The organism is Rhodospirillales bacterium (genome assembly GCA_016712595.1).
GTDB lineage: Bacteria > Pseudomonadota > Alphaproteobacteria > Rhodospirillales > Defluviicoccaceae > Defluviicoccus.
Genome location: JADJQT010000002.1, coordinates 783,376 through 807,463, shown reverse-complemented (window position 1 = coordinate 807,463; position 24,088 = coordinate 783,376). Strand labels below are relative to the sequence as shown.

Genomic DNA, 24,088 nt, shown 5'->3' with positions numbered 1-24,088 from the left:
CAGGCCCAACGATCCCGAGTGTCCAAGAGAGAACTCGCCTTATCGGAAATCCCGCGTCCTCATCTTGATCGCTTTTAGAGACAGGTCCGGAATGTAGATGTCCCGCGGCTTTCCCGCGCCCGGCGATAGATTTTGGGGGTCGCGGCGGCCCGGCCCGCCATAGTGAACTTCGTCGTCCCGCCCATGCGGCAGTGGAAGCGTCGCCGGATCGCGCTCCCCGACGCTGGCCAGCGCGATGGAGAGGTCGTGTAGCCGATAGGCGACGAGGTGGACCACCTCGCCCTCGCGCTGGATACAGCCATCCACCGCCAGCATTCCGGCCGACAGGATCACCCGCCGCTGTTTCTCGAACAGCGGCGGCCAGATCACCAGATTGGCGATGCCGGTTTCGTCCTCGATGGCGATGAACATCACGCCCTTGGCGCTGCCGGGCTTCTGCCGGACCAGCACCAGGCCGGCGACCTTCACCGATCGCCCGTCCCGAGAGGCGGCGGCGTCGGCGCAGGTCATGACCTTCCGTCGCGCCAAGTCGCGCCGCAGGAACGTGACGGGATGTTGGCGAAGCGTCAGGCCGACATGGTCGTAATCCTCCGCCACCTCCCGGCCGGCGGTCATCGCCTTCAGCGCGATGGCCGGCTCGTTGACCTCCGGCATGGCCGCTTGCTCGCGCGCCGAGGCGGCGGCGAAGAGGGGAAGCGGGGCGTCGCGGAGCGCCTTGATCGCCCAGAGCGCCTCGCGCCGGGAAAGCCCGAACGCGGGCCGGAAGGCGTCCGCCTCGGCCAGCTGGACGAGGCTCGCGATCGGCGCCCGGGAGCGGCGCCAAAGGTCGTCGATGCCGGTGAAGGGCATGTCGGCGCGGCCGGCGAGGATTTGCGCCGCGTCGGCGTTGGCGAGACCGCGGACCATGCGCATCCCGAGCCGGACGACGAACCGATCGCCGTCGGTCCGCTCCAGGGTGCAGTCCCAGCGCGAACTGTTGACACAGACCGGCCGGACGTCGACGCCGTGGTCGCGGGCGTCGCCGACGATCTGGGCGGGTGCGTAGAAGCCCATCGGCTGGGCGTTGAGCAGCGCCGCGCAGAATACGTCGGGGTGCCAGCACTTCATCCACGACGAGGCGTAGGCGATCAGCGCAAAGGAGGCTGCGTGGCTTTCCGGAAAGCCGTAGCTGCCGAAGCCCTCCAACTGGCTGAAGGTCCGCTCGGCGAACTGCTGGGTGTAGCCGCGCTCGACCATGCCGGAGACGAGCTTGTCCTTGAAGTGGCTGACGCCGCCAGTGAATTTGAACGTCGCCATGGCGCGGCGGAGCTGGTCAGCCTCGCTGGCGGTGAACCCGGCGCATTCGATCGCCACGCGCATCGCCTGTTCCTGGAACAGCGGCACGCCGAGCGTCTTGCCGAGCACTCTCTCCAGCTCGGGTGTTGGATAGTCGACCGGCTCCTTGCCCTCGCGCCGGCGCAGATAGGGATGGACCATGTCGCCCTGGATCGGCCCGGGGCGGACGATCGCCACCTCGATGACGAGGTCGTAGAAGGTCCGCGGCTTGATCCGAGGCAGCATCGCCATCTGCGCCCGGCTCTCGATCTGGAAGACGCCCAGCGTGTCGGCCTTGCGGATCATCGCATAGGTGCGTGGGTCCTCGGCGGGAATCGTGGCGAGATCGAGTTCGATCCCCTTGTGCCTGGCCAAGAGATCGAAGCCGCGCTTCATGCAGCTCAGCATCCCGAGCGCCAGGATATCGACCTTCATGAATTTCAGCGCGTCGATGTCGTCCTTGTCCCACTCGAGGATCTGGCGGTCCTTCATCGCCGCCGGCTCAAGCGGCACCAGCTCGTCCAGCCGGTCGTTGGTCAAGACGAAGCCGCCAGGATGCTGCGACAGGTGGCGCGGTGTGCCGATCAGCTGGCGCGCAAGGTCCAGCGCCAGGCGCAGGCGGCGGTCGCCAAGGTTGAGGTTCAACTCCTCGGCATGCTTCGGCTCGACCCCTTCGGTGCTCCAGCCCCAGACCTGCGACGACAGCATCTTGATCAGGTCCTCGGAGAGGCCGAGCACCTTCCCGACGTCCCGCAGCGCACCGCGGGCGCGGTAGCGGATGACCGTCGAACAGAGGGCGGCATGATCCCGGCCATAGGTGTCGAACACCCACTGCATGACGATCTCGCGCCGCTCATGCTCGAAATCGACGTCGATGTCCGGCGGCTCCTTCCGCTCCTGGCTGACGAAGCGCTCGAACAGCAGGTCGTTGCGCTCGGGATCGATCGAGGTGATGCCCAGCACGTAGCAGACCGCGGAATTGGCGGCCGAACCGCGGCCCTGGCAGAGGATGTCGCGCGAGCGCGCGAACTGCACGATCGAATTGACTGTCAGGAAGTAAGGCGCATAGCCGAGCTGCGCGATCAGCGTCAGCTCGTGGCGCAGAATCCGGCGGATCTTGTCGGGCAGGCCCTCCGGGTAGCGGTGCTCGGCGCCTTCCCAGGTCAGCTGCTCCAACGCCTGTTGCGACGTCAGGCCCGGGATCGTCGCCTCTTCCGGATATTGGTAGGCCAGCTCGTCGAGGCTGAAGCGGCAGCGGTCGGCGATCTCCAGCGTCCGGGCGAGTGCTTGCGGATAGCGGGCGAACAGCCGGTGCATCTCCGCCGCGGGCTTGAGATGTCGGTCGCCGGATCGTTCGCGCCGAAAGCCGATGTCGTCGATGGTACAGCCTTCGCGGACGCAGGTGACGACGTCCTGTAGAACGCGCCGGGAGGGATGGTGGAACAGCACGTCGTTGGTGACGACGGTGCGGACCCGCGCCTGGGCGGCGAGGTTCGAAAGCTCATGCAGGCGAAGCTGGTCGCGCGGCCGGCGGCGGATCGTCATCGCCATATGCGCCCGGTCGCCGAAGACCTCCGCCATGCGCCGGAGCTGCGCGGCGCAAGCCGCGTCTGCCATGTCCGGGACGAGCACGCCGATCAGGCCTTCCGCGTAAAAGACGACGTCCTCCCAGCCGAGGATGCAGGTGGCCTTGCCGCCGCGCCGCTTGCCGAGCGACAGCAGCCGGCAGAGCCGGGCATAGGCGGGCCGGTCGGTCGGGTAGACCAGGACCGAGGCGCCGTCGGTGAGATCGAGCCTGCAGCCGACGACCAGCCGGACGCCGGTCGCCTTGGCGGCTTCATGGGCTCGGACGATACCGGCCAGGCTGTTGCGGTCGGTGATCGCCAGCGCCGCGATCGCGCCGGCGGCGGCCTGGCTGAACAGCTCCTCGCAGGAGCTGGCGCCGCGCAGGAAGGAGAAGTGCGAGGCGCACTGGAGCTCGGCGTATCTCATCCGAAGACGCCATGCAGGAACCAGCGATGCAGACCGGTAGCCGGATCCTCGCCGTTGCCCGTCCGGAACAGCCAGAAGCGCTCGCCGGCCGCATCCTCGACCTGGACCTCGGCGCGTAACGCCGACAGCCCGGCGCCGCGCCGGCCCCACGCCCCATAAATCCGTTCGGGCCCATCCGCCCGCTTCACCCGGCGCCGCATCCCACGCCAGGTGAAATGCACGGGCGGGTGATCGGGGAGCAACGCCATGGTCTCGATCGCTTCGGGAGGCGACAATAGCCGGGTCGGTCGCGGCCAGTGCGGCGGCCAGCGGTCTCCGGTGGGTCCGGCCAGCGGCGCAACTTTGCGGATCGACCGTTCGGGCACGTCGCTTTCGACGGCTGCGAAGCGGTAGAGCCGGTCGGCCCCGACACGATTGGCGAGCGTGTCGATCAGCCCGGCCACGTCCGGCAGGACCACCTCGCTCAGGCTCGTCGCCGCCGGCCGGTAGTCGAGCGGCTCGGCGATCGGCGCCGACAAGGTCATCAGCTCGATGCCGAACCCAGGCTCGATGGTCTCGATCCGGTCGCCGAGCAGCCGGGTCAGCCGCTTGATGTCGCGCAGCGGCCTGGCGGTGCCGATGCGGACCGCCTCGATGCGGTTGTCGACACGGTGGCAAAGGAGATCCAGGCGCCGGGCACCGAGGCTGCGGTTCTCCAACGCGGTGCAGAGGTCGACGACGAGCAGGCCGACGTAACGAGCGATGGTCTCCGCAGCGCCGATCGGTTCGGCAAAATTGCGCCGGACCTGAATCAGTTCGGGTGCTGCGATCGGCGTGATCGGCTCGAAGCACCGGCCGAACGCCTGATCGAGCCGTCGACCAACCTCGGGTCCGAACCGCAGCGCCAGCGGCGCGCGCGGCTGCGCCTCCAGTTCGCCGATGCGCTCGAACCCCATCCGCTTGAGGCCGGCGACCAGATGCGGCGGGAGGCGCAAGGCCGCGATCGGCAGATCGGCGATCGCCGCCCCGGTTGCGCCGTCGGCGACGACGAGCGTCGGGGAGGCGCGATAGCGGGCGAGCGCGTGGGCGGCGCCGTGAGATCCGGCCATGGCGGCCTGTGCCCGAACGCCGACGGTCATCAGACGCTCGGTGAGGTCGACGAGCATCGCCGCTTCGCCGCCCTTCAGATGCGCAGCACCACTGGCATCGATGACGAGGCCGTCGGGTGGATCCGCGGCGACCGCTGGCGAATAGTGCTTCAACGCCCATACCGCCAGACGGTCGAGGGCGGCGTCATCGGCAGCCGGCTGGGCGTCGTGGGTTTGCAGGCCGGGAACGAGGGCATGGGCCTGGGTGGCAGCCATGCCGGGACGCAGGCCGAGGCGCTGAGCAGCGGCGTCGGCAGCCCAGACGATGCGACGGCGTCCGTCGCGCCCGATCAGAACCAGCGGCACCTCAGGCGGAAGCGCGGTGGCGCCCATTGCCCGACGCAGCCGATCGGTCGGCCAGGTCGGCAGGAACAGCGAGACGACCCTCTTCATCGCACGCTTCCACTACGAACTCCGCGCATTCTCCGGCGCGGCATCGGATCAGTTCGACGAACCAGCGGGCCCGGCCGACTCCAGGCACAGGCAGCGGCGTCGAGGGCAGAGCGGAGATGCGCCAGCGCGTCACGGCGGCCGTCGGCTGGCCGAAATCGGCCGCCTCCGTCGCCCGCCGCCAGCGCCGTACCGCGACCCCAATGGTGCCGGAGTTTTCGGCGGCGAGTTGAAGCCGCCGCGAGGCGGTCACCGACAAGCGCGCCACCTCGGCAACCACCCCGCCGAGCCCCCCATGGCGCAGCCCCTCCTCGAAACAGGCCAAGACCGTCTTCTCGTCGCCGGCTTCGACATAGATTACCCGATCCGGATCGAGCCCAGCCTGGTCGAGCGCCGGGGCGAAGAGATCGGGTCGCGTCACGCACCAAAGCACCAGGCCCGGGCTCCGCGCGACGATGCCGGCCGCGAACAGCGCCGCGGCCGCGCCATCGACCGCGCCTGCGCCGCCGCCGGCGACTTCGTGAAGAGCCCCGAGCGCCAGCCCACCCTCGGGCAGCGCCGAGTCGAGCACGTGGATGCCGAACGGCAACACCCCGCGTGACGTTCGCCCGCCCGACTCGATCGCCCGGATGCGGAGGCGCAACGTCTCGATCACGGCCTGAGGCCGGGATTGCATCATGGACCTCCTCGGCCCGCAGCAATAATGTTCCTTATATGTTCTCAGTGAAGGTGGCCGGAGTCAACGCGACTCTTTTTCGTTGGGCGGGAACGGTCCAGGGCGGCGATCAGCTGGCGGCCATCTTAGCTGGTGCACCCTCATCCTTGCGCTCGCCCGTGGCCACGATGCAAAGCTGCTCGGCCGGCAGCGGCTTCTGCATTGCAACCGCCTCTTCGACCGTTCCGGTCAGCCAGGCGTCGCAGCTTTCGGGTGTCGTCAGCATTACCGGCATGGCCTTGGCGTGGATCGGACGGACGACGTCATTGGCGTCGCAGGTCAGGAAGGCGAACAGGCGGTGCTCGCCCCACTCCTTCTTTCGCTCCCCCGTCCAGGGCCGCCAGATTCCCGCAAAGGCATAGAGCGGGCGGTCTTCGTTCAGGGCGAACCAGTGCGGCACCTTGGGCTGGCTGTCGGTGTATTCGCAAAAAGCCGTCGCCGGCACGAGGCAGCGCCATTCGGGTTTGAGCCAGCCGCGCCAGTAGGAGCTCTTCAGGTTGCGGATGTTGGTGACCGGCCGATTGCCGAGATTGGGCGGCGGCGGCAAGCCCCAGCGGATCATCGAAAGCTCACGCTTGCCGTCCTTCCTGGTGTGGACGACCGGGGCGAGCTGGTCGGGGAATATTCCCGGTAGCGACGGCATGTTGCCCGTCGTGTCGGTCATGGCCTTGGTGAAGGCGCGGATTGCGTCCTGACCCTTGGTCAACGAATAGAGGTTGCACATCGGCCGGTCTGATCTCCTGAAAGTCAGCTTACGGATTGACGGCTTTCCTGAAAACCGAACGGAGGGGATGGCCGCATCTGGAGTGGCTTTGGAGCAGCTATATTCGGCGCTTCGCGTAGACAATGCCGAAGTCACCAAGCAAGAATGTTTTATGCCAAATTTACCGATTGCCGGCTTGCGGGGGATTCCGGCGAGCGCATTGCCTGGCTCTCTACCAAATGTGGAGAAGGCAATGGGATGAGCAGTCGACATCGGGAGGATCTGTCGCCGAAGGAAGCTGCGGTTGCGGCGCAACGGGAGAGGACGGGCGGGCGGCAGCGCGGATGATCGCCCTCGCCGAAGCGTTGCAGGTGCGGCTGACCCGGCGGCGGGACGCCTGCTGCCGGCGGTCCGCGCGTTTAGGCAGTCCGATGGGCACAAGGTTGGCTTGAGTTCAGCCACTCTCTCAGCTTCGACCACCTCCGCCCTGTCTGCTTCCCCTTCACCGCGATCGCCATAGCTTTCTTCTGGCCTACGATGACGACGAGCCGCTTGCCGCGGGTGACCGCGGTGTAGAGCAGGTTCCGCTGCAGCATGGGGTAATGCTGCGTCGTCAGCGGAATGACCACGGCCGGATACTCGGAGCCCTGCGACTTGTGAATGGTCGTCGCGTACGCCAGAACCACCTCGTCGAGCTCGCCGAAGCCGTACGTCACCGGCCGCCCGTCGAACTCGATCACCATCTCCGACGTCTCGGGATCGATGCTCCGGACGACCCCGAGGTCGCCGTTGTAGACCTCCTTGTCGTAGTCGTTCTCGACCTGCATCACCTTGTCGCCAACGCCGTAGGTCGAGCCGAAGCGCTCGACGCGCAGTTCGCCCGGCGGATTCAGTGCCTGTTGCAGATCGAGATTGAGCGACCTGGCACCGAGGCCACCGCGGTTCATCGGGCATAGCACCTGGATGTCGCGGATGGGATCGAGTCCGTAGCGCGCCGGAATGCGCTCGCGGACGATCTGCAGCATCTTGGCGGCGCCGTCCTCGGCGTCAGCGCATTCGACGAAATGGAAGTCGCTGGCCGGGTCCTGCGCCCACTCCGGCATCAGGCCCTGGTTGATGCGATGGGCGTTGACGATGATCCGGCTCGCGGCCGCCTGGCGGAACACCTCCGTCAGCCGCACCACCGGCACGGCACCAGAGGCGATGATGTCGGCGAGCACTTGGCCGGGGCCCACGGACGGCAGCTGGTCGACGTCGCCGACCAGGATCAACGACGCATGGTCAGGCACCGCTTTCAGCAGAGCGTGCATCAGCGGGACATCGATCATCGAGGTCTCGTCGACGACGAGCAGGTCGCATTCCAGCGCGTGATCCTCCTTGCGCCGAAAGCCGCCGTGCACGGGGTCGGCTTCCAGGAGCCGATGGATCGTCTTCGCCTCGCAGCCTGTGCTGTCCGACAGCCGCTTCGCCGCCCGGCCGGTCGGCGCGGCCAGCGCGACGTCGACGGCCTTGGCCATCAGGATTTTCAGGATCGAGTTGACCAGCGTCGTCTTGCCGACGCCGGGACCGCCGGTGATGACGAGGACTTTCGACCGTAGTGCCAGCCGCACCGCCTCGCGCTGGCTCTCGGCGAGGGCGATGGTCGCTTTGCTCTCGACCCACGGAATGGCTTTGTCGGCATCGATCGTCGGCCACGGCAGAGAACCGGACGCGAGCGTTCCCAGGCGACCGGCTATGGCTCGCTCGGCTCGATGCAGCCCGGCGAGAAAGATGCAGGGCCTCTCGTCGACGGTATCGGCGACGACCTCACCCTCATTAAGCTCCAGATCGAGCGCGCCCTCGATGATCGTGGCTGGCACCTCGAGCAGCGTAGCGGCCATCGTCAGCAACTGCTCAGTCGGCAGCCCGCAGTGCCCATCATCCATCGCCTCGGTCAGGGCGTAGCTGACACCGGCACGGGCGCGGATCATCGCCGTCTTCTCGATGCCGAGCTTCTCGGCGATGAGATCCGCGCTCTTGAACCCGATGCCGCGGATGTCACGAGCGAGCCGGTACGGGTTCTCGGAAATGACGCGAATCGCGTCGGCACCGTAGGTCTTGAAAATGCGCACCGCTCGGGCGGTGCTGACACCGTTCGCGTGCAAAAAGATCATGATCTCGCGGATCGCCTTCTGATCCGCCCAGGCGGCGACGATGCTCTTGGCGCGCTTCGGGCCGATGCCGTCGACCTCCTGCAGGCGCTCGGGCTCCTGCTCGATGACATCGAACACCGCCTCGCCGAACGCCCGGGCCAGTTTCTTGGCGTAGATCGGGCCGATGCCCTTGATCATGCCGGAGGCGAGGTACTTCTCGATGCCCTCGGCCGTAGTCGGCGGCGCCGAACGGAGGAAATCGGCGCGGAACTGTACACCGTGCGTGCGGTCGTTGACCCACCGCCCGCTCGCCTGCACGAACTCGCCGGCGCCGATGGTCGCAGCGTGGCCGATGACGGTGATCAGATCGCGATGGCCGCGCGCCTTGACGCGCAGCACGCTGAAGCCGCTGTCCTCGTTGTGGAAGGTGACACGCTCGACGAGGCCTGCGAGGTTCTCGCGTTCGGTTGCTCCGGGTGATCCACCAGCGCGAGAATGTTCCACTACTGCTGATCAGACCGGGGAGTTCGGCGGCATGACGACAGGCTCCCTGTTGCAGCGATGCCGTATCATGACCAGGGCGGTGCAGGTAAGCATTCGGGTCGGCTACCATTTCTCGAAACGATTGGACCGTTGACGATGCGCCGCCTGATTTTCCTCCTCGTCGTGCTGTTTGTCATCTCTGCCCATGAAGCCGTGGCGGAAATCGCTGGCAGGGGCTCGGTGATCGATGGCGATACCATCGAAATCCGCGGCGAGCGGATCCGCTTATACGGCATCGATACGCCGGAGAGTTCGCAGCTCTGCGACCTGGATGGTCAGCGGTACCGCTGCGGCCAGCAGGCCGCACTCGCGTTGGCCGACAAGCTCGGCGAGAAAACGGTTCGCTGTGCGGCGAAGGACGTCGACCGGTATGGTCGCACAGTTGCGGTCTGCTTCGTCGGCGGCGAGGACATCAACCGCTGGATGACCTTCCAGGGCTGGGCGCTTGCCTACCGCAAGTATTCCCTCGACTACGTCGACGCCGAGGATGAGGCCCGGGTGGCCGGTCGCGGCATCTGGCGTGGCGCCTTTGAGCCGCCTTGGGAATGGCGGAAAGAGCACCCCCGCGGCGGAGCAACACGACCATGACCGGGTCAGCCAGCACCGGGTGCCCGGCTGCCGTTCAGCCGGGCTCGCGTCTCACTTACGGAAAGAAGCTCTCCGGGTAGCTCGACTGGTATCCAGGGTTGTCCATGTCGAGCTGAACATACTCGGCCATGCTGAGCATCTCCGGAGCCGCAGCCTTGGACGCGGGACGGCGGAAGCGAGCTACGAGGCGGACGAAGAACATTCTCATGCGTCCCAAGATAGCGAGCATCGGTTAAAGTAACGTTTGCAGCGAGCGAGGGCGCGCGGTCGGCCGGTTGAAGCGCGGCCGGCGCATGATCGTTTAATCCCCAATGTTCACGATTTGTTCCATCCGAGCTACCGTGGGGAATGCCCAGCGCGGGCTCTCCCCCGCCACGGATCCGAGACGACCTTGTGCGTATCATCGCTGACGCAATCCGACTGCAACTTTGGTACCTCTCGCCGGCGCAGGCCGAAGCTGTTGGCGACACGATACTACGGTCAATGAAGGCGGCGGGGCTGACGATCCGGCTACGCCGCTGAGCTCGCGCAAGCGACGAAAGCCAGCATGAACGGCGGCTAAATCCCGAGGCTGTGTGGAAACGTGCGTTGCGCTATGATTCCCTGGGGGTTAGCCGGGGATGCGCATGAGCCGCTTCGTTGAAGGTGAGGACCGGCGGCAGCAGTGGCTGCTTCCGAGTTGCATTGAGGATTACGTTTGCGAGGAAAATCCTGTCCGGGTGATTGAGGCTTATGTCGACGAACTCGACCTGGCAGCTTTGCGCTTTCACCGCGCGAGCCCGGCGGCGACGGGCCGTCCCGCATATCATCCGGCGACGCTGCTCAAAATCTATCTCTACGGTTACCTCAACCGGATTCAGTCGAGCCGCCGGCTGGAGCGCGAGGCGAGGCGCAACCTCGAGCTGATGTGGTTGACCGGCCGGCTGGCGCCAGACTTCAAGACGATCGCCGACTTCCGGAAGGACAATGGCCCGGCGATCCGCGCGGCCTGCGCCCGGTTCATCGGTCTCTGCCGTGATCTGGGGCTCTTCGCCCGCGCCGTGGCCGCCATCGACGGCGCCAAGTTCAAGGCGGTCAACGCCCGCGACCGAAACTTCACCAAGGGCAAACTCAAGCGCCGCATCGGCCAGGTCGAACAGAGCATCGAGCGCTACCTTCAATCGCTGGACGCCGCTGACCTGCAGGACGGCGACGTCGCCGAGGCCAAGGCGGAGCGCCTGAAGGAAAAGGTTGCCGCCATGTAGGCGAAGCTCGAGCAGCTGAAGGAAACGGAAGCGAAGGTTCTCGCGACGCCGGACCAGCAGATATCGCTGACCGATCCGGACGCGCGGGCGATGGCGACCAGCATGCGCGGTTCAGGCGTCGTCGGCTACAATGTGCAGATCGCGGTGGACACCGAGCATCACCTCGTCGTCGCTCACGAGGTCACCAATACCGTCGTCGACAGAACGCTGCTGTCGCCCATGGCGGGCCAGGCCAAGGCGGCGATGGGCGCCGAGGCGATCGATGTCCTCGCCGATCGGGGGTATTTCAGCGGCGAGGAAATCCTGGCCTGCGAGGCCATCGACGTCAGCCCTTACGTGCCCAAACCCTGCACCTCGGGAGCCAAGGCAGCCGGCCGCTTCGGCAAGGATGACTTCGTATACGATACTGCCGAGAACACCTATCGCTGCCCGGCGGGCGAGACGCTCACCTATCGCTGCACGACTGTCGCGGAGGGCCGCACGCTCCACGCATATTGGACGACAACGTGCGGTGACTGCGCTCTGAAAACCAAGTGCACGCCGGCCAAGGAACGCGTGGTGAGACGCTGGGAACATGAAGAAGTCATCGATGCCATGCTCGATCGTCTGGATCGCGCCCCCGACGCCATGACCATCCGCAGACGGACCGTCGAGCACCCCTTCGGCACGCTCAAGGCGTGGATGGGCCATACGCCCTTCCTAACCAAGGGTCTCGAAAAGGTGAGAACGGAGATGAGCCTCGGTGTTCTCGCCTACAACCTGAAGCGCATGATCGCCATCATCGGCGTAAAGCCGCTCATCGCTGCCATCGGGGCGTGAAGCCCTCGTCTCGATTCCCCCAACAAGCCACTGACCGACGGAGTAACAGGTCGACGCTCGGCGCCACGGTCGGACGCACGGGCGTTTTCACACAGCCACTCCCAGCAGCGTCGTTTCATGCTTTCTTGCGAAGTTTCACGCTATAGTCCTTAAAGCGACTGCAGAAGATCGACCCATGCGCGGGCACGAGGGCCGTGCGGACGTGTAGGCCCCCCCTATCCGGCTAGATAGTGCGTGAGAATACTATGGACAATGCCATCAAGATTATAGACAACACGAGAAGAGCATTCCTATCTGGCGAAATATACAAGGAAGTACATGGGATCTCTATGGCCCATTTTGCGTCCCCATTCTTCACATACGATAAATTGTTCCAGGAAATCCGAGAAATCAACGCAACACTGCAAATTCGCCTGCTGATTTGTCTCAACTCTGCCACGAGCCCAGTTGCTCTCGCTGCTGTATTGCAAGATAATCGTATCCAGATTCGATATTTTACGGATCAAAAATTCCATGCGAAGCTGTATATTTTTGGAGATAAAAGCGCGATAGTGGGCTCTTCAAATATAACTGACGGCGGCCTCCAGGCAAATCGGGAGGTAAATGTTCTGATCTCTTCAGTTTATGAAGACGCATTCAACCGTGTTGTGGAGATATTCGAGATTTATTGGAGGCAAGCGGCACCCTTTGATTCCAGTAAGCTCTCCATCTTCACCGGAATCTTGGGTAGGGGGCTCATGACAGATTCGGAGTTGCGCCTATCGGCGGAGATCGAGAAGCAGCTTGGTGCCGTTCACGCGCAGGGTATTCGAGCGAGCGGCGCCAAGAGCAAGGCAGCAATGGACTGGAGTGACTATGAAAAAACGTTTCAAACATTCGAACACGGGTTCAATGAAGTCAGCAGTTTCTATGAAAGGGCGATTGGAAATAGATTAGCAGACGGTGATGCGATACCACTGGACATCGAAGTACAGGCCTTTATGAGTTACGTGCGGGAAAATCATTTGACTGAGGATGCCATGCCCCCCGCCAAGCGGCAGGCGGACGAGATCGAAGCGCGCGTATCATCCCTTGTTGATGAGTGGAAACAGCCAACACAGTTTGAAAAACACCTTTCACTTGCCCAGTCGCAATACACAAATATTCGAAATGGCCTTTTGACGGACCTAATTGATGAGATAACAGTTGACGAATTTTTTTCAGTACTGTTGAACGTTAATTCAGTTCATGCGAGGGTGCGCTACTTTCGCGGCGGAGAGCCGGCTTTTCGGAGGGCTTTCCTTATTAACTCCAAAGAGCGGGTTCGGGCCATGCTCCGGCATCTCACCGACGTGCGACTTGGTAGATTTCAGAGAATGCACGACTGCATATTCGACCCCGCGTACAAGCTAGACAACCTCAGTCGGTCCGGGGTGCAGGAGCTGTACGCGTGGCTCAGTAACGATGGCACGCCGATCTGCAACTCCCGCACCGAGCGAGTCTTGCGGTGGCTTGGATACGACGTTGTGGTACATGGACTAAGCAGCGATTCGTAGGTTTGCACACGTTTTGGATTGGCGTTCGTTGTTGAGGTCAGTGACGGCAGTCACGCCAAGCATGTTCGATGTCGTTCAACTCGGGGGCGTACCTCGGCAGCCATTCGACGCACAGCCATGGCCGCGCGGCGAGGGCGGCACGCGACGCCTTGCTGGTATGAATGGGACCGTTGTCGATGACGAGCACGACCGGCTTCGTCGGTCGGCCGGGGCGCGGGCCATGGAGCTCGTCGAGCCGCGTCAGCAGAGCGATGAAATCGCTGCTTCGCTTGCTCCGGCTGGTCTCGACGACCAGCGTGCCGGCCGCGAAGTCGAGCGCGCCGATCATCGCCACCTTGCGCGCCTGGCCGGGCGCTGCGACGCGCAGGTCGGCGCCGCGCCCAGCCCACACATGCGCGAGATAAGGATGGGTGAGCGCCTCGGACTCGTCTTCGAACAGCAGCACGATGTCGCCGGCCTGGGCCTGCTGCTTCAGCAGACGAAGCCGCAGGCCGGAGCGATCGACGGCCTGGGCGTCCTGCCGCCCCTTCAGCGTGTGCCGGGGTCGCCGAAAGCCCCCTTTTTGCGCATCACCACGCTCAGCCGCGACTTGGAAATCCGCTCGCCGGTGCGCCGCTCGATCTCGTTCTGCAACCGCGGCAGCGTCCAGTTCCGCCGATCGGCAACCTCGTCCGTCAGCACTGCCGAGACCACCGCCAGCGCCGCCCGCGCCTTCACCGGCTCCGGCCCCGGTGCCTTGCGGGCGCGCAGGCCCGCCACCCCTCGCGACCGAACGTCCAGCGCCAATGGCGCACGCTGTTCGGCTCGACCGAAAACGCTTCGGCAATCCGAGCGCTCGACCAACCCTGCAGCGACAACAAAATCGACCGCGCCCGATCCGCTTCCGCCCGATCCGGCGAACCGGCCAGCGCACGCAACTCCTCGCACTGCTCCGCCGTCGCCACTACCCGAGGACGACCCGCCATGACAACACCAAAATCCAGTGATCCCTCCACCAGAGCCTGCCATATGTGGATCGCCCAAGGGAATCCTGCTTAGTTTGGGCTATCAGGGCATCGCGCCGGCGGAAATCGCGTGCCCTCTTGGGTGCATCCCGCGCAGCGGTGCGCACCCATTCATGGCCCGGCCGCTATTGCGGCCCATTGGGCCCGTACTTGATCAGGAAGGCGTCAGTGTTGGTGGTATTGGCGTTGCCCGACAGCGACCCATTGGTCCCGCCCGCCACGTAGACGTCGCCGTCAGCGTCGACGGCGACGCCTTGAGGATAGTCAGAACGATCGGAGCCCGCCTGGTCCCTCCAGACGTTGCGGCCGTCACGATCGTACTTGATGATGAAGGCATCAAAGTCGCCGAAGTCGCCCTTTTTGGGGCCGCCGAGCAAGCCGGTCGTTGTGCCAACTACGTGGACGTTGCCAGCGGCGTCGGTAGCAACGCCGCTGGCCCAATCTCGCTCAGGTGAGCCCGGCTGGCGCGTCCACAGGGTGCGGCCATCGCGGTCGTACTTGATCACGAAGGCGTCGGAGTAGCCCCCTTTGAAGGTGCCGCCCAGCGCACCCCAGGTTTCGCCCACCACGTAGATATTGCCGTCGGGATCGGTGGCGACACCGTTGGCACGATCCATTGCGGTCGTGCCCGGTTGGCGCGTCCATAGGGTGCGGCCGTCGCGGTCGTACTTGATCACGAAGGCGTCGGAGTAGCCCCCTTTGAAGGTGCCGCCGAGCGCGCTGTAGGTGTAGCCCGCCACGGTGACGTTGCCGTTAGTGTCGGTGGCGACGGCGGTGGCAATGTCGAGGGCGGTCGTGCCCGGCCGGCGTTTCCATAGGGTGTGGCCGTCGCGGTCGTACTTGATCACGAAGGCGTCCGAGTGACCCTTGTTCGTGCCGCCGAGCGCACCATCAGTTTCGCCCACCACGAATATGTTGCCGTCCGAGTCGGTGGCCACGCCATTGGCAATGTCGAGGGCGGTTGTGCCCGGCTGGCGCGTCCACAGAGTGCGGCCGTCGCGGTCGTACTTGATCACGAAGGCGTCGGAGTAGCCCCCTTTGAAGGTGCCGCCGAGCGCGCCCGAGGTAAAGCCCACCACGGTGACGCCGCCGTCCACGTCGGTGGCGACGGCGTAGGCGCAATCCTGCGCTGACGTGCCCGGCTGGCGCCGCCACAGCTCAGTCCCGTCGTGCTCAAAAGTGATTACGAAGGAGTCTCCCCGGCCCTTATACGCGCCGCCGAGCGCACCCGAGGTGCAGCCCACCACATGCACCCGGCCGTTCGCGCCGATTGCGACCCCGGTAGCAGAATCCAAATCACCAGCGCGCGTCCCACCGAATTGTTTGATCCACTCCGGCTCGCTCGCCGCGGCCGTGGTTGCCGTTGTCGCCAGCAGGGTGGCGGCGAGGATTATACGCAGTCTGTTGTTCATCTCTCCTGCTCCTCTCCCCTGGGGTCCGATCGCCCCGTTGCCGGCACGGTGAGTCGGCATCGCGTGCGCGCGGCTCGCGCCGAGACCGGGAGGAAGGACCGTCCGGCATGTGATGGTTGCGTGGGCATCCCCGCGCGGCGAGTCACCCCTGTCTCATCCCCAATTTACCATGGCTGGTGATCATGGATCCGTCGAGACAATGTTCCGTGTCACGGTCCGTGGTCTTGCGGAGCCGGTACCGACGGGCAACCGCGAGCGGCCTCGCCCGTGCCCTTCCAGAGACGCCCGCGGGATCTCGCCAAGGCAACGTCGAGCGACGGGGCGGGTGGGGCAGGCAATGATGGTCTCTTTGCGCGCATTTCGGCCTGCGACTCTCTCTCTCAGATTGAGAAGAGCGGCGGGTTGTGCTAATAATTAGCCGACTCGTCGGGGGCATTTCCAGTCGCCGGCGCGGTGTGGGGGATCAGATGAGCACGATGATTGGAACGGCGGGTGACGACTTGCTCGCCGCCGCGGGGTCGGGCGCGGGCGATGTCGTTCGCGGCTTTGCCGGCGACGACACCCTTTACGGTTCGGTTGGCGACGACAGCCTGTTTGGAGGCGGTGACGAAGACTCCATCGGGGGCGGCACTGGCAACGACTTGCTCCGCGGCGGGGACAACAGCGATACGCTGGAGGGAGACGCTGGCGACGACCGGCTGTTTGGTGATTCCGGCGACGACACGATGGAGGGGGGCGACGGCCGGGACAGTGCGGTCGGCGGCAGCGGTGACGACTGGATGTCGGGCGGCGCCCAGTCGGACACGCTGTTCGGCGGTTCCGGCGACGACCGGTTGGACGGTGGGCGGGGTGACGACCACCTGAACGGCGGTTCCGGCAACGATAATATCATGGACGACAGCGGTAACGACCTCCTCCAGGGTGGGAGCGGTGACGACTCTCTGTCGTCCGGGCGGGACCGTGACACGCTCGACGGCGGAACCGGCAACGATGGGCTTTCCGGCGGGTCGGACAACGATGTGTTGCGGGGCGGCGACGGCCGCGACACCCTGTCAGGTGACAGTGGTGACGACCGGCTGCTGGGCCAGGACGGCGGCGACTCGATGCAAGGCGGCAGCGGCGACGACTTTCTTTCCGGCGGCGCTGACGATGGCCACTGGCTCACGGACTACTACAGCGGGCCGGCCCTGGCCGGCGGCGACGTTCTGAGCACCGGTTCGGGCAACGACCGGATTGCGTATCGGCAGGGCGACGGCCACGACGTCGTCCTCGACTTCACGCAAGGCAGCGATCGCCTGCTGATCGAACACGGGCTGTCCCTGACCCAGTCCGTGGGGGAACTGAACGTGTCCTTTGGCGACTACTACTCGCAGACCTATACCGGCGTCCGCTTCGACGACGGCAACGGCGGCATCGTTTTCCTCGCCGACGTGCAGGCGCCGTTGCACAACGTGGGCGAGGTGACTGTCGGCGGCGTTGACTACGACGTCTGGATGTAGCGTCGGACGAACCCGCGGGTGCGAGCGGCGAGATCCGCCCGTGCCCGCTTTCGTCGCCGGTCGTCCTCGCCGGTGCCGTCCCAGGTGACGGCGACGAGCACGCCGGCGAAGAGAAGCCAGATCAGCCAATTCGGACAATCGCCTATCCAACATATCATGCCCGAAATCCACGCACGAACAGGCGCGCCGCGCCCGGGCGGCGGGGATGAGCAGCGGTCTACGTCAGCTGAATTCCAGCCCTTTGGCATACGAATGCCGATGGAGCCGTAACCACAGATGATCCCGTTGGAATCGGTAAGCGGTCCCGCCCGCGGCGGGCTTTCGGGACAGACAGCACCAAAGCGCTGGCCAACTGGATCGGTCCAGCATCGATCAGAAAACGTCTAAAGCCTATTCCAGGCTATTTCGTGCGTAAAGGGATCTTGTCCACTGTTTATATTGTCGTGATGGTGCACGCGATGCACGGTTGTTTGAGGAACGTCGCGTTTATAAGCAAAACGCAGCGATTGGCGATTTGATCGAGATGCTGCCGTTGCGGGTTCGGCGGAGTTGGCGGCCGACGGCGGTTCTGAGGACCGCAACGAGTTGCATAGCAGGCGGGATGCGGTCCCAGAGGGTTCGAACGTGCTCCCGTCCACGGGGTGACCGGCGGGTGGTCTGGCCCGCGACGACGCGCTGTGACCACCGGAAGCCCATCTCGTGGAAGTAGAGGTCGGCGTGCTCCGGACTGATATGATGGAACACGCCGGCGACGGTACGGCGGACGCGGGAATTGAACCCCTCGACGGAATTGGCATGGACCGTGCCGCGCGCATATTCGCGCTTGGCATGCTGAACCGTATCGTGCGCTGCGAAGCTCTGGCCGACGGCGGCAAAGGTGCTCCACGCATCGCTCATCAGATGGGTCGCGGCCACGTCGATCTCCTTCTCGAGGACTCGTTCGGTCTCGACGGCAGAGAGGTCGACCACCACCGAGGCCCGTGCGCCACCCGCGACCGTCCCGATCTCCGCGTCACGCGGTCGTTCGACCACCGCGAGGACGCACGCCTTGGTCGTCCGCTTCTGGCCTTTCCGGCCACGGCCGACCGGCGGTGTGTCCCGCTGTTTGCGCGGACGGCCGCCAAGATAAAATTCGTCGATCTCGACCGTTCCCTCCAGCTGGGTCTCGCGCGCCATCATCAGCCGCAGGGCGTGCCCCATGCGCCAAGCCGTGGGTTGGCTCACGCCGAGGGCCTCGGCCAGGCGCACCGACGACAGCCCCTTATCGGATTGCAGGGTCAGCCACAGCGCCTTCAACCAAGTGGCGAGCGGCAGCTTGGTAGAGTGCAGCGGCGTTCGTGTCGTCACCGTGAACTGGAACCGGCAACTGCCGTTCGAGCACTGGTAGAGACCGGGTCTCGCCCGCCAATTCCCCATATCCCGCCCGGCGAGCGCGATCGAACGTCGGTATCCACACGCCGGACAGACCCGCCCGGTCGGCCAGATCATGCTTTCCATCAGGCGGCGGCAGCGCTCCTCGTCGCTGAACGCTCGCACCATGTCATCGACCGTCCTGATCCCAGCCAGCGTCGATCGAACCAAATCTGACATCGCCACCACCCGACTATCGCGAACGTCACTAGAATCAGCCAGAAAGCAGCTTTGTTCAACGATTTTGCTGCGTTTTGTTTGTAAACGCGAGGAACGTAAAGACCATTGCCCGAATCAACGAGCGTCGTCCGTAAATTTCGGTATGAGTATGATCGCTGTCGAAGCGGCCTATTCTGATTAGCGGCTCTATCCCCTTGAGTCTCAAATGTTCTTTGATAGAGCGGACACGCGAATGCGTGGCCATTCGACCAACCGCCCAGAGGGCTCGGTCCCGCCTGCGCCTCAACGCCACAGTAAGGGCAAGGAGCCCGCTGAATGGTTGACGCTCTCCCGGCGCTGCGCTGGACATAGCGGGGAGCCGTGCCGATCGCACGGGGTCCTGTCACCGGCACCGTCGGTTGCGCCGCGTCCCGCGCCATTTTCGGCTGCGCGATGAGCCGATGCGCGGCCGCGCGGTGGCCGAGACGGTCGGCTTCGGCTTCAAGCGCGTGGTCCTGGACGACGGCAAGGCCGGAGCCCAGCGGGTTGCGGACGCGGCCGGCGCGCTGCTGCAGGACGTGGGCGAGTTCGTGGCCGAGGAGCTGCTGGCCGGCCGGTGTCTGTGGCTGGAAGCGGCCGGGCGCGAAGTAGATATCGGTGCCGACGGTAAAGGCGATGGCGCAGATGCTTTCGGCCTGCGGGCCTTCGTGCACGTGCACCGCGGAAAAATCGGCGCCGAACGCCTGCTCCATCTGCCGCTGCACCGTCTCCGGCAGTGGTCGGCCCGCCTGGCCCGAGGTGCGCAGCAGCGCGGCATCGACCGCGATGGCGCCGCCCGCCGCCTGTGGCTGGGCCGGGCGATGCGCGATCACCTCCGCCAGGAGCTGGCGATCGCCGCGCTGACGATGGCGATCCAGCGGCAGCGGCCCGGTCGTGGATTGATCCACCACTCCGACAGTACGTGTGCACCGGCGAGCTGTTCCTGGGCGGCCTGACCCTCACAGCGATCGACCGTTTAGGATGGCTGGTGCCGCAAGGTGCCTCGGTGCGGCCTGACCCGCACTCCGATCGACCGCCATCCGTGTCTTTCCCCGGATCTGTCGGCCGCTCGGGAACACCTGGCGGCGAGGTTCGCCTTGCCGATGCATGTGACCCGAGAAGGGCCTGACGTTCTGTCGCGTTACTGTCCTGTCCAGGCATTCGGTGTTGGCGGAATCGCCATTACATTCTCCCTCCGGAGTTCTGCCATGCATGTCGAGCAAAGCGCCACCAACGGCTTCGTCGTCGGCGGCGTCGAGACACACAAGGATCTCCATGTCGCCGCCGTCGTCGACGAACATAGCCGGGTTCTCGGCGGCCAGTGCTTCCCAACGACCCGGCACGGCTACAAGCAGATGCTCGCCTGGATGCGTTCTTTCGGCCAGCTTCGGCGGGTCGGCGTCGAGGCAACAGGCACCTACGGCGCGGGACTTCTTCGCTACCTGCAGAACACCGGCGTCGAGGTCCTGGAGGTCACGACACCAGACAGCGGGGATCGTCGGAAGCGCGGCAAGAACGACGATCTTGATGCGCAGAATGCCGCCCTTGCCGCCTTCGCCGGCAAGCGCACCGTCACCCCCAAGACCCGTGACGGCATGATCGAGTCCCTGCGTGTCCTCAAAGCCTGCCGGAAGACGGCGGTTGCCGCCCGGCGCGTCGCGCTGCAGATGATCCACAACACGGTCGTCTGTGCGCCCGACGAGCTGCGGGACACGCTGCGCAAGCTGACCCGCATGCAACTCATCAGAACGCTGGCGGCCTGGCGCCCGGACATGACTGACTACCGCAATGTGGCAACTGCCTATCGGATCGCGCTCAAGTCTCTCGCTCGCCGATATCTCGAACTTCACGACGAGATCGCCGACCTCGATGCCATGATCGCCGCCATCGTCGACGAGCTTGCTCCCGCCCTGGTGACACGGAATTCCATCGGTCACGCGTCCGCCGCGCAGCTCCTCCTCACCGCCGGCGACAACTCCGAGCGCCTGCAGTCCGAAGCAAGCTTCGCTGCACTCTGCGGCGTGAGCCCGGTCCCAGCCTCTTCCGGCAAGACAACGCGCCATCGCCTCAACCGCCAAAGAAGGCAGGAGATCAATCAGGCGCAGATCGCCACTTGACAAACAGAAGGGCATCCGCGGCGGTCAATATGTCGCTGGCGACTACCGTGCGGTGCTGGGCGCGAACGGGATCGTGCCGTCAATGAGCCGCAAGGGAAACTGCTGGGACAATGCGCCGATGGAGAGCTGGTTCCACACCCTGAAAACCGAACTCGTCCACCACACCCGCTACACCAGTCGCCACGAGGCGCGCCGCGACCTGTTCGCCTACAGCGAAACCTACGACAACCGTCAGCGGCTCCACTCCACCCTCGGCTACCGCACCCCCGAGCAAGCCGAGCTTCAGGCCGCATAACCCGGTGTCCACTTTCCCGGGGGAAGATCAGGGCGCGCTTCCAGCAGGGCTTCGCGAACCAGCTCGACGGACGTTTCGGCGGTGATGAACCTGGCGGCGCGATCGGCGAAGCCGGCGAGCACGCACAGTTCGCTCACCTCGTGTGCGCCTGGGCGTCCCTGCGCGCCTCGGCAGCGACCGTCGGAGCCGAGGCGCGCAGTGGCGGCGCAGCATCGGCTTCGGCTTCCGCCGCGGGCGGCTCGACGGTGGGGTCGACCTGCACCGCGGTCGCGTCGTCCTCCTCGACGTCTGCCAGAATCTGCGACGGCGCTGCCGGCTCGTCGTCGGGCATGGTGGCCTCCTTCAATAGCGCCGCCACAGCAGCGGGCAGGTGTTTCACGCGGAACGATTGAGCTTCGAAACGAGCGGCGATGGCGACGGCAGGCCCGATGGCAGGCCGAGGCAGCCGGCGGACCCGGAAGATCCGAACGTCCAAGACTCCCGACGGAATGACAACCTGCCCGAGCAGCCATGGACCGACGAAGACGATGGAGCGGTTCGTGGCTGCGGTGACAAATCGTGGCATGACCGTTCTCGCCCGCATCCTTCTCGCGACGCGGACGGAAGCCGATGTCTGGCAAATTGTTGCTTGATACGCGGATGGAACCGCGCTCTCTGCTGCTCGCGGGACATTGAATTGAACCGAAGGCTCCGCGCGACAGCCTTGGCAGTGTTAGCGTGGTCTGCGTAAAGTGCCGATGGGTGCGCCACCCTTCCCTTGGGTGGGAATGACGTGAGTCGCCCTGTTGAAGCCGAGCGGAGGATGCGATGCGGCGCGAGCATCTCGTCATGTTCTGTTACTGCGACATCGCCGGACAGGTGCGCGGCAAAGGCTTTCCGGTCTCGCAGTTGGCGAAACGCCTGCGGACAGGCATCGGCTGGACACCGACCAACATCATGCTGACAGCCTTCGGACCCATTGCCGAAAGTCCGTGGGGGCCGTTCGGCGATCTTCTGCTGCTGCCCGATCCGGCGACGCAAGTCGACGTGGACTTCGGCGAGGAACATCCCCGCGAGCACTTCTTCCTTGGTGACGTGGTGCATACGGACGGTCGGCCTTGGGACTGTTGCCCGCGGACGTTTCTGAAAGACGCGCTTGCCGCCCTTGAGCAGCAAGCCGGGCTGCGTCTCGTCAGCGCGTTCGAGCAGGAATTCTATTACGAGGGTGCCGACGAACGGCTTGGCTCCGCGTACAGCCTCGATGCCATGCGCCGGCATTCCATCTTCGGCGAGGTCTTTGTCAGTGCTCTGCACAAGGCCGGCATCGAGCCCGAATCCTATCTGCCCGAGTACGGTCCCCGCCAGTACGAAGTGACCTACGCGCCCGCCGCGGGCGTGACCTCGGCCGACCGTGCTGTGATCGTTCGCGAGCTGGCCCGGGCCGCGGCGAGGGTCCTCGGGCATCGGATCAGCTTTTCGCCCGCGGTGACACCGGACATCGTCGGCAACGGCGTCCATGTTCACATGAGTCTGGTCGATCTGTCCGGGCGACCGGTGATGTACGATGCCGACGCTCCCCACGGCCTGAGCGAGACCGGCGGCCGCTTCGTCGCCGGCATCCTGCATCATGCGGCGGCAATATGTGCCGTGACCGCACCCAGCGTCATCTCCTACCTGCGGCTCCTCCCGCACCGCTGGAGCGCCGCTTGGACAAATGCCGGCTTTCGTGATCGTGAGGCCTGCGTGCGCATCTGTCCGGTCCTGGAATCGAAAGGCACACCGATCGCCCCGCAATTCAACATCGAGTTTCGCGCCGCCGATGCGACCGCGAGCCCCTATCTCGCGCTGGGCGCGCTGGTCTACGCAGGCCTCGACGGCATTCTGAATCGGATGCCCGCCCCCCCACTCACAACGGCAGACCCTCAGCTCCTCGACGAGCAGGAGAGAGCCAGGCAGTGCATTTATCGGCTACCGCAGTCGCTGGACGAAGCTCTGGACGCCTTTGCGGCCGACCAAGCGACGCGGACTTGGTTTTCCCCGGCCCTGTACGCAGCCTATCTCGCCCACAAGCGCTGCGAGCTGAACCTGATGGTCGACGTGGAGCGCGACGAGCGCTGCCGTCGCTACAGAGAGGCTTATTGAGCTACTCGGCGCCCCGCGTGCGGCGCTCGTCGAAGCTCGCCAATCACGTCATTGGTAGTCAGGGTACGGCAGTAGCCGGCGAACAAGGAGAGCGCGCTTTCGTGTCGCTCCGCCGTGAGTGTGGCGCAGGGCATTGTCACATCTTCACGAGACGCTCGAACTGGGGAAAGCTGCTCGCGTGTGTTCACGCGACGCTCGTATCGATGCTCCATTGAGCAAAGGCGGTGGCACGGAAGATAGCAGGGTTCGGCGCGAGATCAGATGGCGTTGGACGTTGAACGTTGAACGTGTTGTAGACGGCAGCGTGAGCGGACAGAAAGCGCTGGGTTGACCCCGGGTTCTTGAACCTCAGCCACGCCCGCTCTCGTCGTCGCACGGGCTGGTGTGAATTCTCGGCGCGATTGTTCGAACGGCCACCAGTTACGTGTCGTCGCTGCATGCCGAGCGCGCGAAGTGCTGCCCCATAGGATCTCGGCTTGTCCGTCACGATGGCGTCGGGACTCATTCCCTGCGTTTTCAACAGCTTGCGAAGAAGTTTAAGCGCAGCATGCTTATTGCGGCGGCGTTGGACCAGGATGTCCAGCACTTCCCCTTCGGCATCCACAGCGCGCCACAGATACATTGGTCGACCACCAATCGAGACGAACATTTCGTCGAGATGCCACCGTCCGACCGGTTTCGGGCGTCCCGCCTTGAGCCGCTTCGCGTAAGCCGTACCGAACTTCATCACCCAGCGACGGATCGTTTCGTAGCTGACGTCCAGGCCGCGTTCGGCCAACAAATCTTCGACGTCCCTGAGACTGAGCTGGAAACGAAGATAGAGCCACACCGCGTGCTGAATCACGCTCGGCGGGAATTGGTGACGGGCGTACGAGACAGGCTGCATCCCCGCAGGCTACCCGCGGCGGTGGCGCAGGCCAACGTTCCCGT

Annotated in this window: 20 protein-coding genes and 3 pseudogenes; 7 read left to right on the top strand and 16 right to left on the bottom strand. The window is 65.0% G+C overall.

Translation table 11 applies throughout. The annotated features are described in order from the left end of the window. Nucleotides 1-39: 39 nt before the first annotated feature. The 5 genes from IPK66_15560 to IPK66_15540 all read right to left on the bottom strand — a co-directional run bounded on the left by IPK66_15560 (nucleotide 40) and on the right by IPK66_15540 (nucleotide 8,877). Nucleotides 40-3,306 (bottom strand): error-prone DNA polymerase, encoded by a 3,267-nt coding sequence (locus IPK66_15560; GenBank protein MBK8176623.1) that lies wholly within the window; start codon nucleotides 3,304-3,306, stop codon nucleotides 40-42. Continuing rightward, nucleotides 3,303-4,826 carry a DNA polymerase Y family protein gene (locus IPK66_15555; GenBank protein ID MBK8176622.1) on the bottom strand — a complete coding sequence of 508 codons (1,524 nt, stop codon included), beginning with the start codon at nucleotides 4,824-4,826 and terminating at the stop codon, nucleotides 3,303-3,305. The genes IPK66_15560 and IPK66_15555 overlap by 4 nt, the downstream gene beginning before the upstream one ends. Then, nucleotides 4,741-5,502: a damage-inducible protein gene (locus IPK66_15550; GenBank protein ID MBK8176621.1), complete on the bottom strand. Its 762-nt coding sequence runs from the start codon at nucleotides 5,500-5,502 to the stop codon at nucleotides 4,741-4,743. The genes IPK66_15555 and IPK66_15550 overlap by 86 nt, the downstream gene beginning before the upstream one ends. Nucleotides 5,503-5,608: 106 nt before the next feature. Then, nucleotides 5,609-6,262, bottom strand: a complete 654-nt coding sequence (locus IPK66_15545; GenBank protein ID MBK8176620.1) for an SOS response-associated peptidase — start codon at nucleotides 6,260-6,262, stop codon at nucleotides 5,609-5,611. Nucleotides 6,263-6,660: 398 nt separating this feature from the next. Next, nucleotides 6,661-8,877 carry an ATP-dependent RecD-like DNA helicase gene (locus IPK66_15540; protein ID MBK8176619.1) on the bottom strand — a complete coding sequence of 739 codons (2,217 nt, stop codon included), beginning with the start codon at nucleotides 8,875-8,877 and terminating at the stop codon, nucleotides 6,661-6,663. A gap of 135 nt (nucleotides 8,878-9,012) precedes the next feature. Here IPK66_15540 and IPK66_15535 point away from each other — a divergent pair, with 135 nt between their 5' ends. Continuing rightward, a complete protein-coding gene (locus IPK66_15535; protein MBK8176618.1) occupies nucleotides 9,013-9,504 on the top strand; it encodes a thermonuclease family protein in 492 nt (163 codons plus the stop codon). A gap of 55 nt (nucleotides 9,505-9,559) precedes the next feature. Here the strand turns inward: IPK66_15535 and IPK66_15530 are convergent, their stop codons facing one another. Beyond that, nucleotides 9,560-9,706: a hypothetical protein gene (locus tag IPK66_15530; GenBank protein MBK8176617.1), complete on the bottom strand. Its 147-nt coding sequence runs from the start codon at nucleotides 9,704-9,706 to the stop codon at nucleotides 9,560-9,562. A gap of 424 nt (nucleotides 9,707-10,130) precedes the next feature. Between IPK66_15530 and IPK66_15525 the strand changes: the two are divergent. Both IPK66_15525 and IPK66_15520 read left to right on the top strand, forming a co-directional pair. Next, nucleotides 10,131-11,567 (top strand): annotated as a pseudogene (locus IPK66_15525) (IS1182 family transposase). A gap of 245 nt (nucleotides 11,568-11,812) precedes the next feature. Next, nucleotides 11,813-13,102, top strand: a complete 1,290-nt coding sequence (locus IPK66_15520; GenBank protein MBK8176616.1) for a hypothetical protein — start codon at nucleotides 11,813-11,815, stop codon at nucleotides 13,100-13,102. Between the two features lie 37 nt (nucleotides 13,103-13,139). Here IPK66_15520 and IPK66_15515 read toward each other — a convergent pair whose 3' ends face one another. The 4 genes from IPK66_15515 to IPK66_15500 form a co-directional block, all read right to left on the bottom strand. Further along, nucleotides 13,140-13,547: a transposase gene (locus IPK66_15515; GenBank protein ID MBK8176615.1), complete on the bottom strand. Its 408-nt coding sequence runs from the start codon at nucleotides 13,545-13,547 to the stop codon at nucleotides 13,140-13,142. Nucleotides 13,548-13,630: 83 nt separating this feature from the next. Next, nucleotides 13,631-13,819, bottom strand: a complete 189-nt coding sequence (locus IPK66_15510; protein MBK8176614.1) for a hypothetical protein — start codon at nucleotides 13,817-13,819, stop codon at nucleotides 13,631-13,633. Continuing rightward, nucleotides 13,816-14,067: a helix-turn-helix domain-containing protein gene (locus tag IPK66_15505; protein MBK8176613.1), complete on the bottom strand. Its 252-nt coding sequence runs from the start codon at nucleotides 14,065-14,067 to the stop codon at nucleotides 13,816-13,818. Before IPK66_15505 ends, IPK66_15510 begins: the two co-directional genes overlap by 4 nt. Before the next feature lie 164 nt (nucleotides 14,068-14,231). Beyond that, nucleotides 14,232-15,518 (bottom strand): SBBP repeat-containing protein, encoded by a 1,287-nt coding sequence (locus tag IPK66_15500; protein MBK8176612.1) that lies wholly within the window; start codon nucleotides 15,516-15,518, stop codon nucleotides 14,232-14,234. Nucleotides 15,519-15,985: 467 nt separating this feature from the next. Between IPK66_15500 and IPK66_15495 the strand changes: the two genes are divergently transcribed. Continuing rightward, on the top strand, nucleotides 15,986-17,017 hold the full coding sequence (locus IPK66_15495; protein ID MBK8176611.1) for a hypothetical protein: 1,032 nt from the start codon (nucleotides 15,986-15,988) through the stop codon (nucleotides 17,015-17,017). On the opposite strand, the gene IPK66_15490 is transcribed toward IPK66_15495, so the two are convergent. From IPK66_15490 to IPK66_15480, 3 genes are all read right to left on the bottom strand, one after another. Next, complete coding sequence (locus IPK66_15490; GenBank protein ID MBK8176610.1) at nucleotides 16,999-17,175, bottom strand: hypothetical protein; 177 nt, start codon at nucleotides 17,173-17,175, stop codon at nucleotides 16,999-17,001. The genes IPK66_15495 and IPK66_15490 overlap by 19 nt on opposite strands. A gap of 328 nt (nucleotides 17,176-17,503) precedes the next feature. After that, complete coding sequence (locus IPK66_15485; GenBank protein ID MBK8176609.1) at nucleotides 17,504-18,607, bottom strand: IS1595 family transposase; 1,104 nt, start codon at nucleotides 18,605-18,607, stop codon at nucleotides 17,504-17,506. Then, a complete protein-coding gene (locus tag IPK66_15480) occupies nucleotides 18,514-19,533 on the bottom strand; it encodes a DUF4157 domain-containing protein (protein ID MBK8176608.1) in 1,020 nt (339 codons plus the stop codon). Before IPK66_15480 ends, IPK66_15485 begins: the two co-directional genes overlap by 94 nt. A 300-nt stretch (nucleotides 19,534-19,833) precedes the next feature. Between IPK66_15480 and IPK66_15475 the strand changes: the two are divergent. After that, nucleotides 19,834-20,700 (top strand): annotated as a pseudogene (locus IPK66_15475) (IS110 family transposase). Nucleotides 20,701-20,794: 94 nt separating this feature from the next. Then, a complete protein-coding gene (locus tag IPK66_15470; GenBank protein MBK8176607.1) occupies nucleotides 20,795-21,037 on the top strand; it encodes a transposase in 243 nt (80 codons plus the stop codon). Here IPK66_15470 and IPK66_15465 read toward each other — a convergent pair. After that, nucleotides 21,025-21,174: a hypothetical protein gene (locus IPK66_15465; GenBank protein ID MBK8176606.1), complete on the bottom strand. Its 150-nt coding sequence runs from the start codon at nucleotides 21,172-21,174 to the stop codon at nucleotides 21,025-21,027. The genes IPK66_15470 and IPK66_15465 overlap by 13 nt on opposite strands. Further along, nucleotides 21,171-21,602, bottom strand: coding sequence for a hypothetical protein (locus IPK66_15460; protein ID MBK8176605.1), 432 nt, complete (start codon nucleotides 21,600-21,602; stop codon nucleotides 21,171-21,173). Before IPK66_15460 ends, IPK66_15465 begins: the two co-directional genes overlap by 4 nt. A 242-nt stretch (nucleotides 21,603-21,844) precedes the next feature. On the opposite strand from IPK66_15460, the gene IPK66_15455 reads away from it, so the two are divergent. After that, nucleotides 21,845-23,158, top strand: coding sequence for a glutamine synthetase (locus IPK66_15455; GenBank protein ID MBK8176604.1), 1,314 nt, complete (start codon nucleotides 21,845-21,847; stop codon nucleotides 23,156-23,158). 271 nt (nucleotides 23,159-23,429) lie between these two features. Here the strand turns inward: IPK66_15455 and IPK66_15450 are convergent. Then, a pseudogene (locus IPK66_15450) lies at nucleotides 23,430-24,044 on the bottom strand (IS6 family transposase). Between the last annotated feature and the right edge of the window lie 44 nt (nucleotides 24,045-24,088).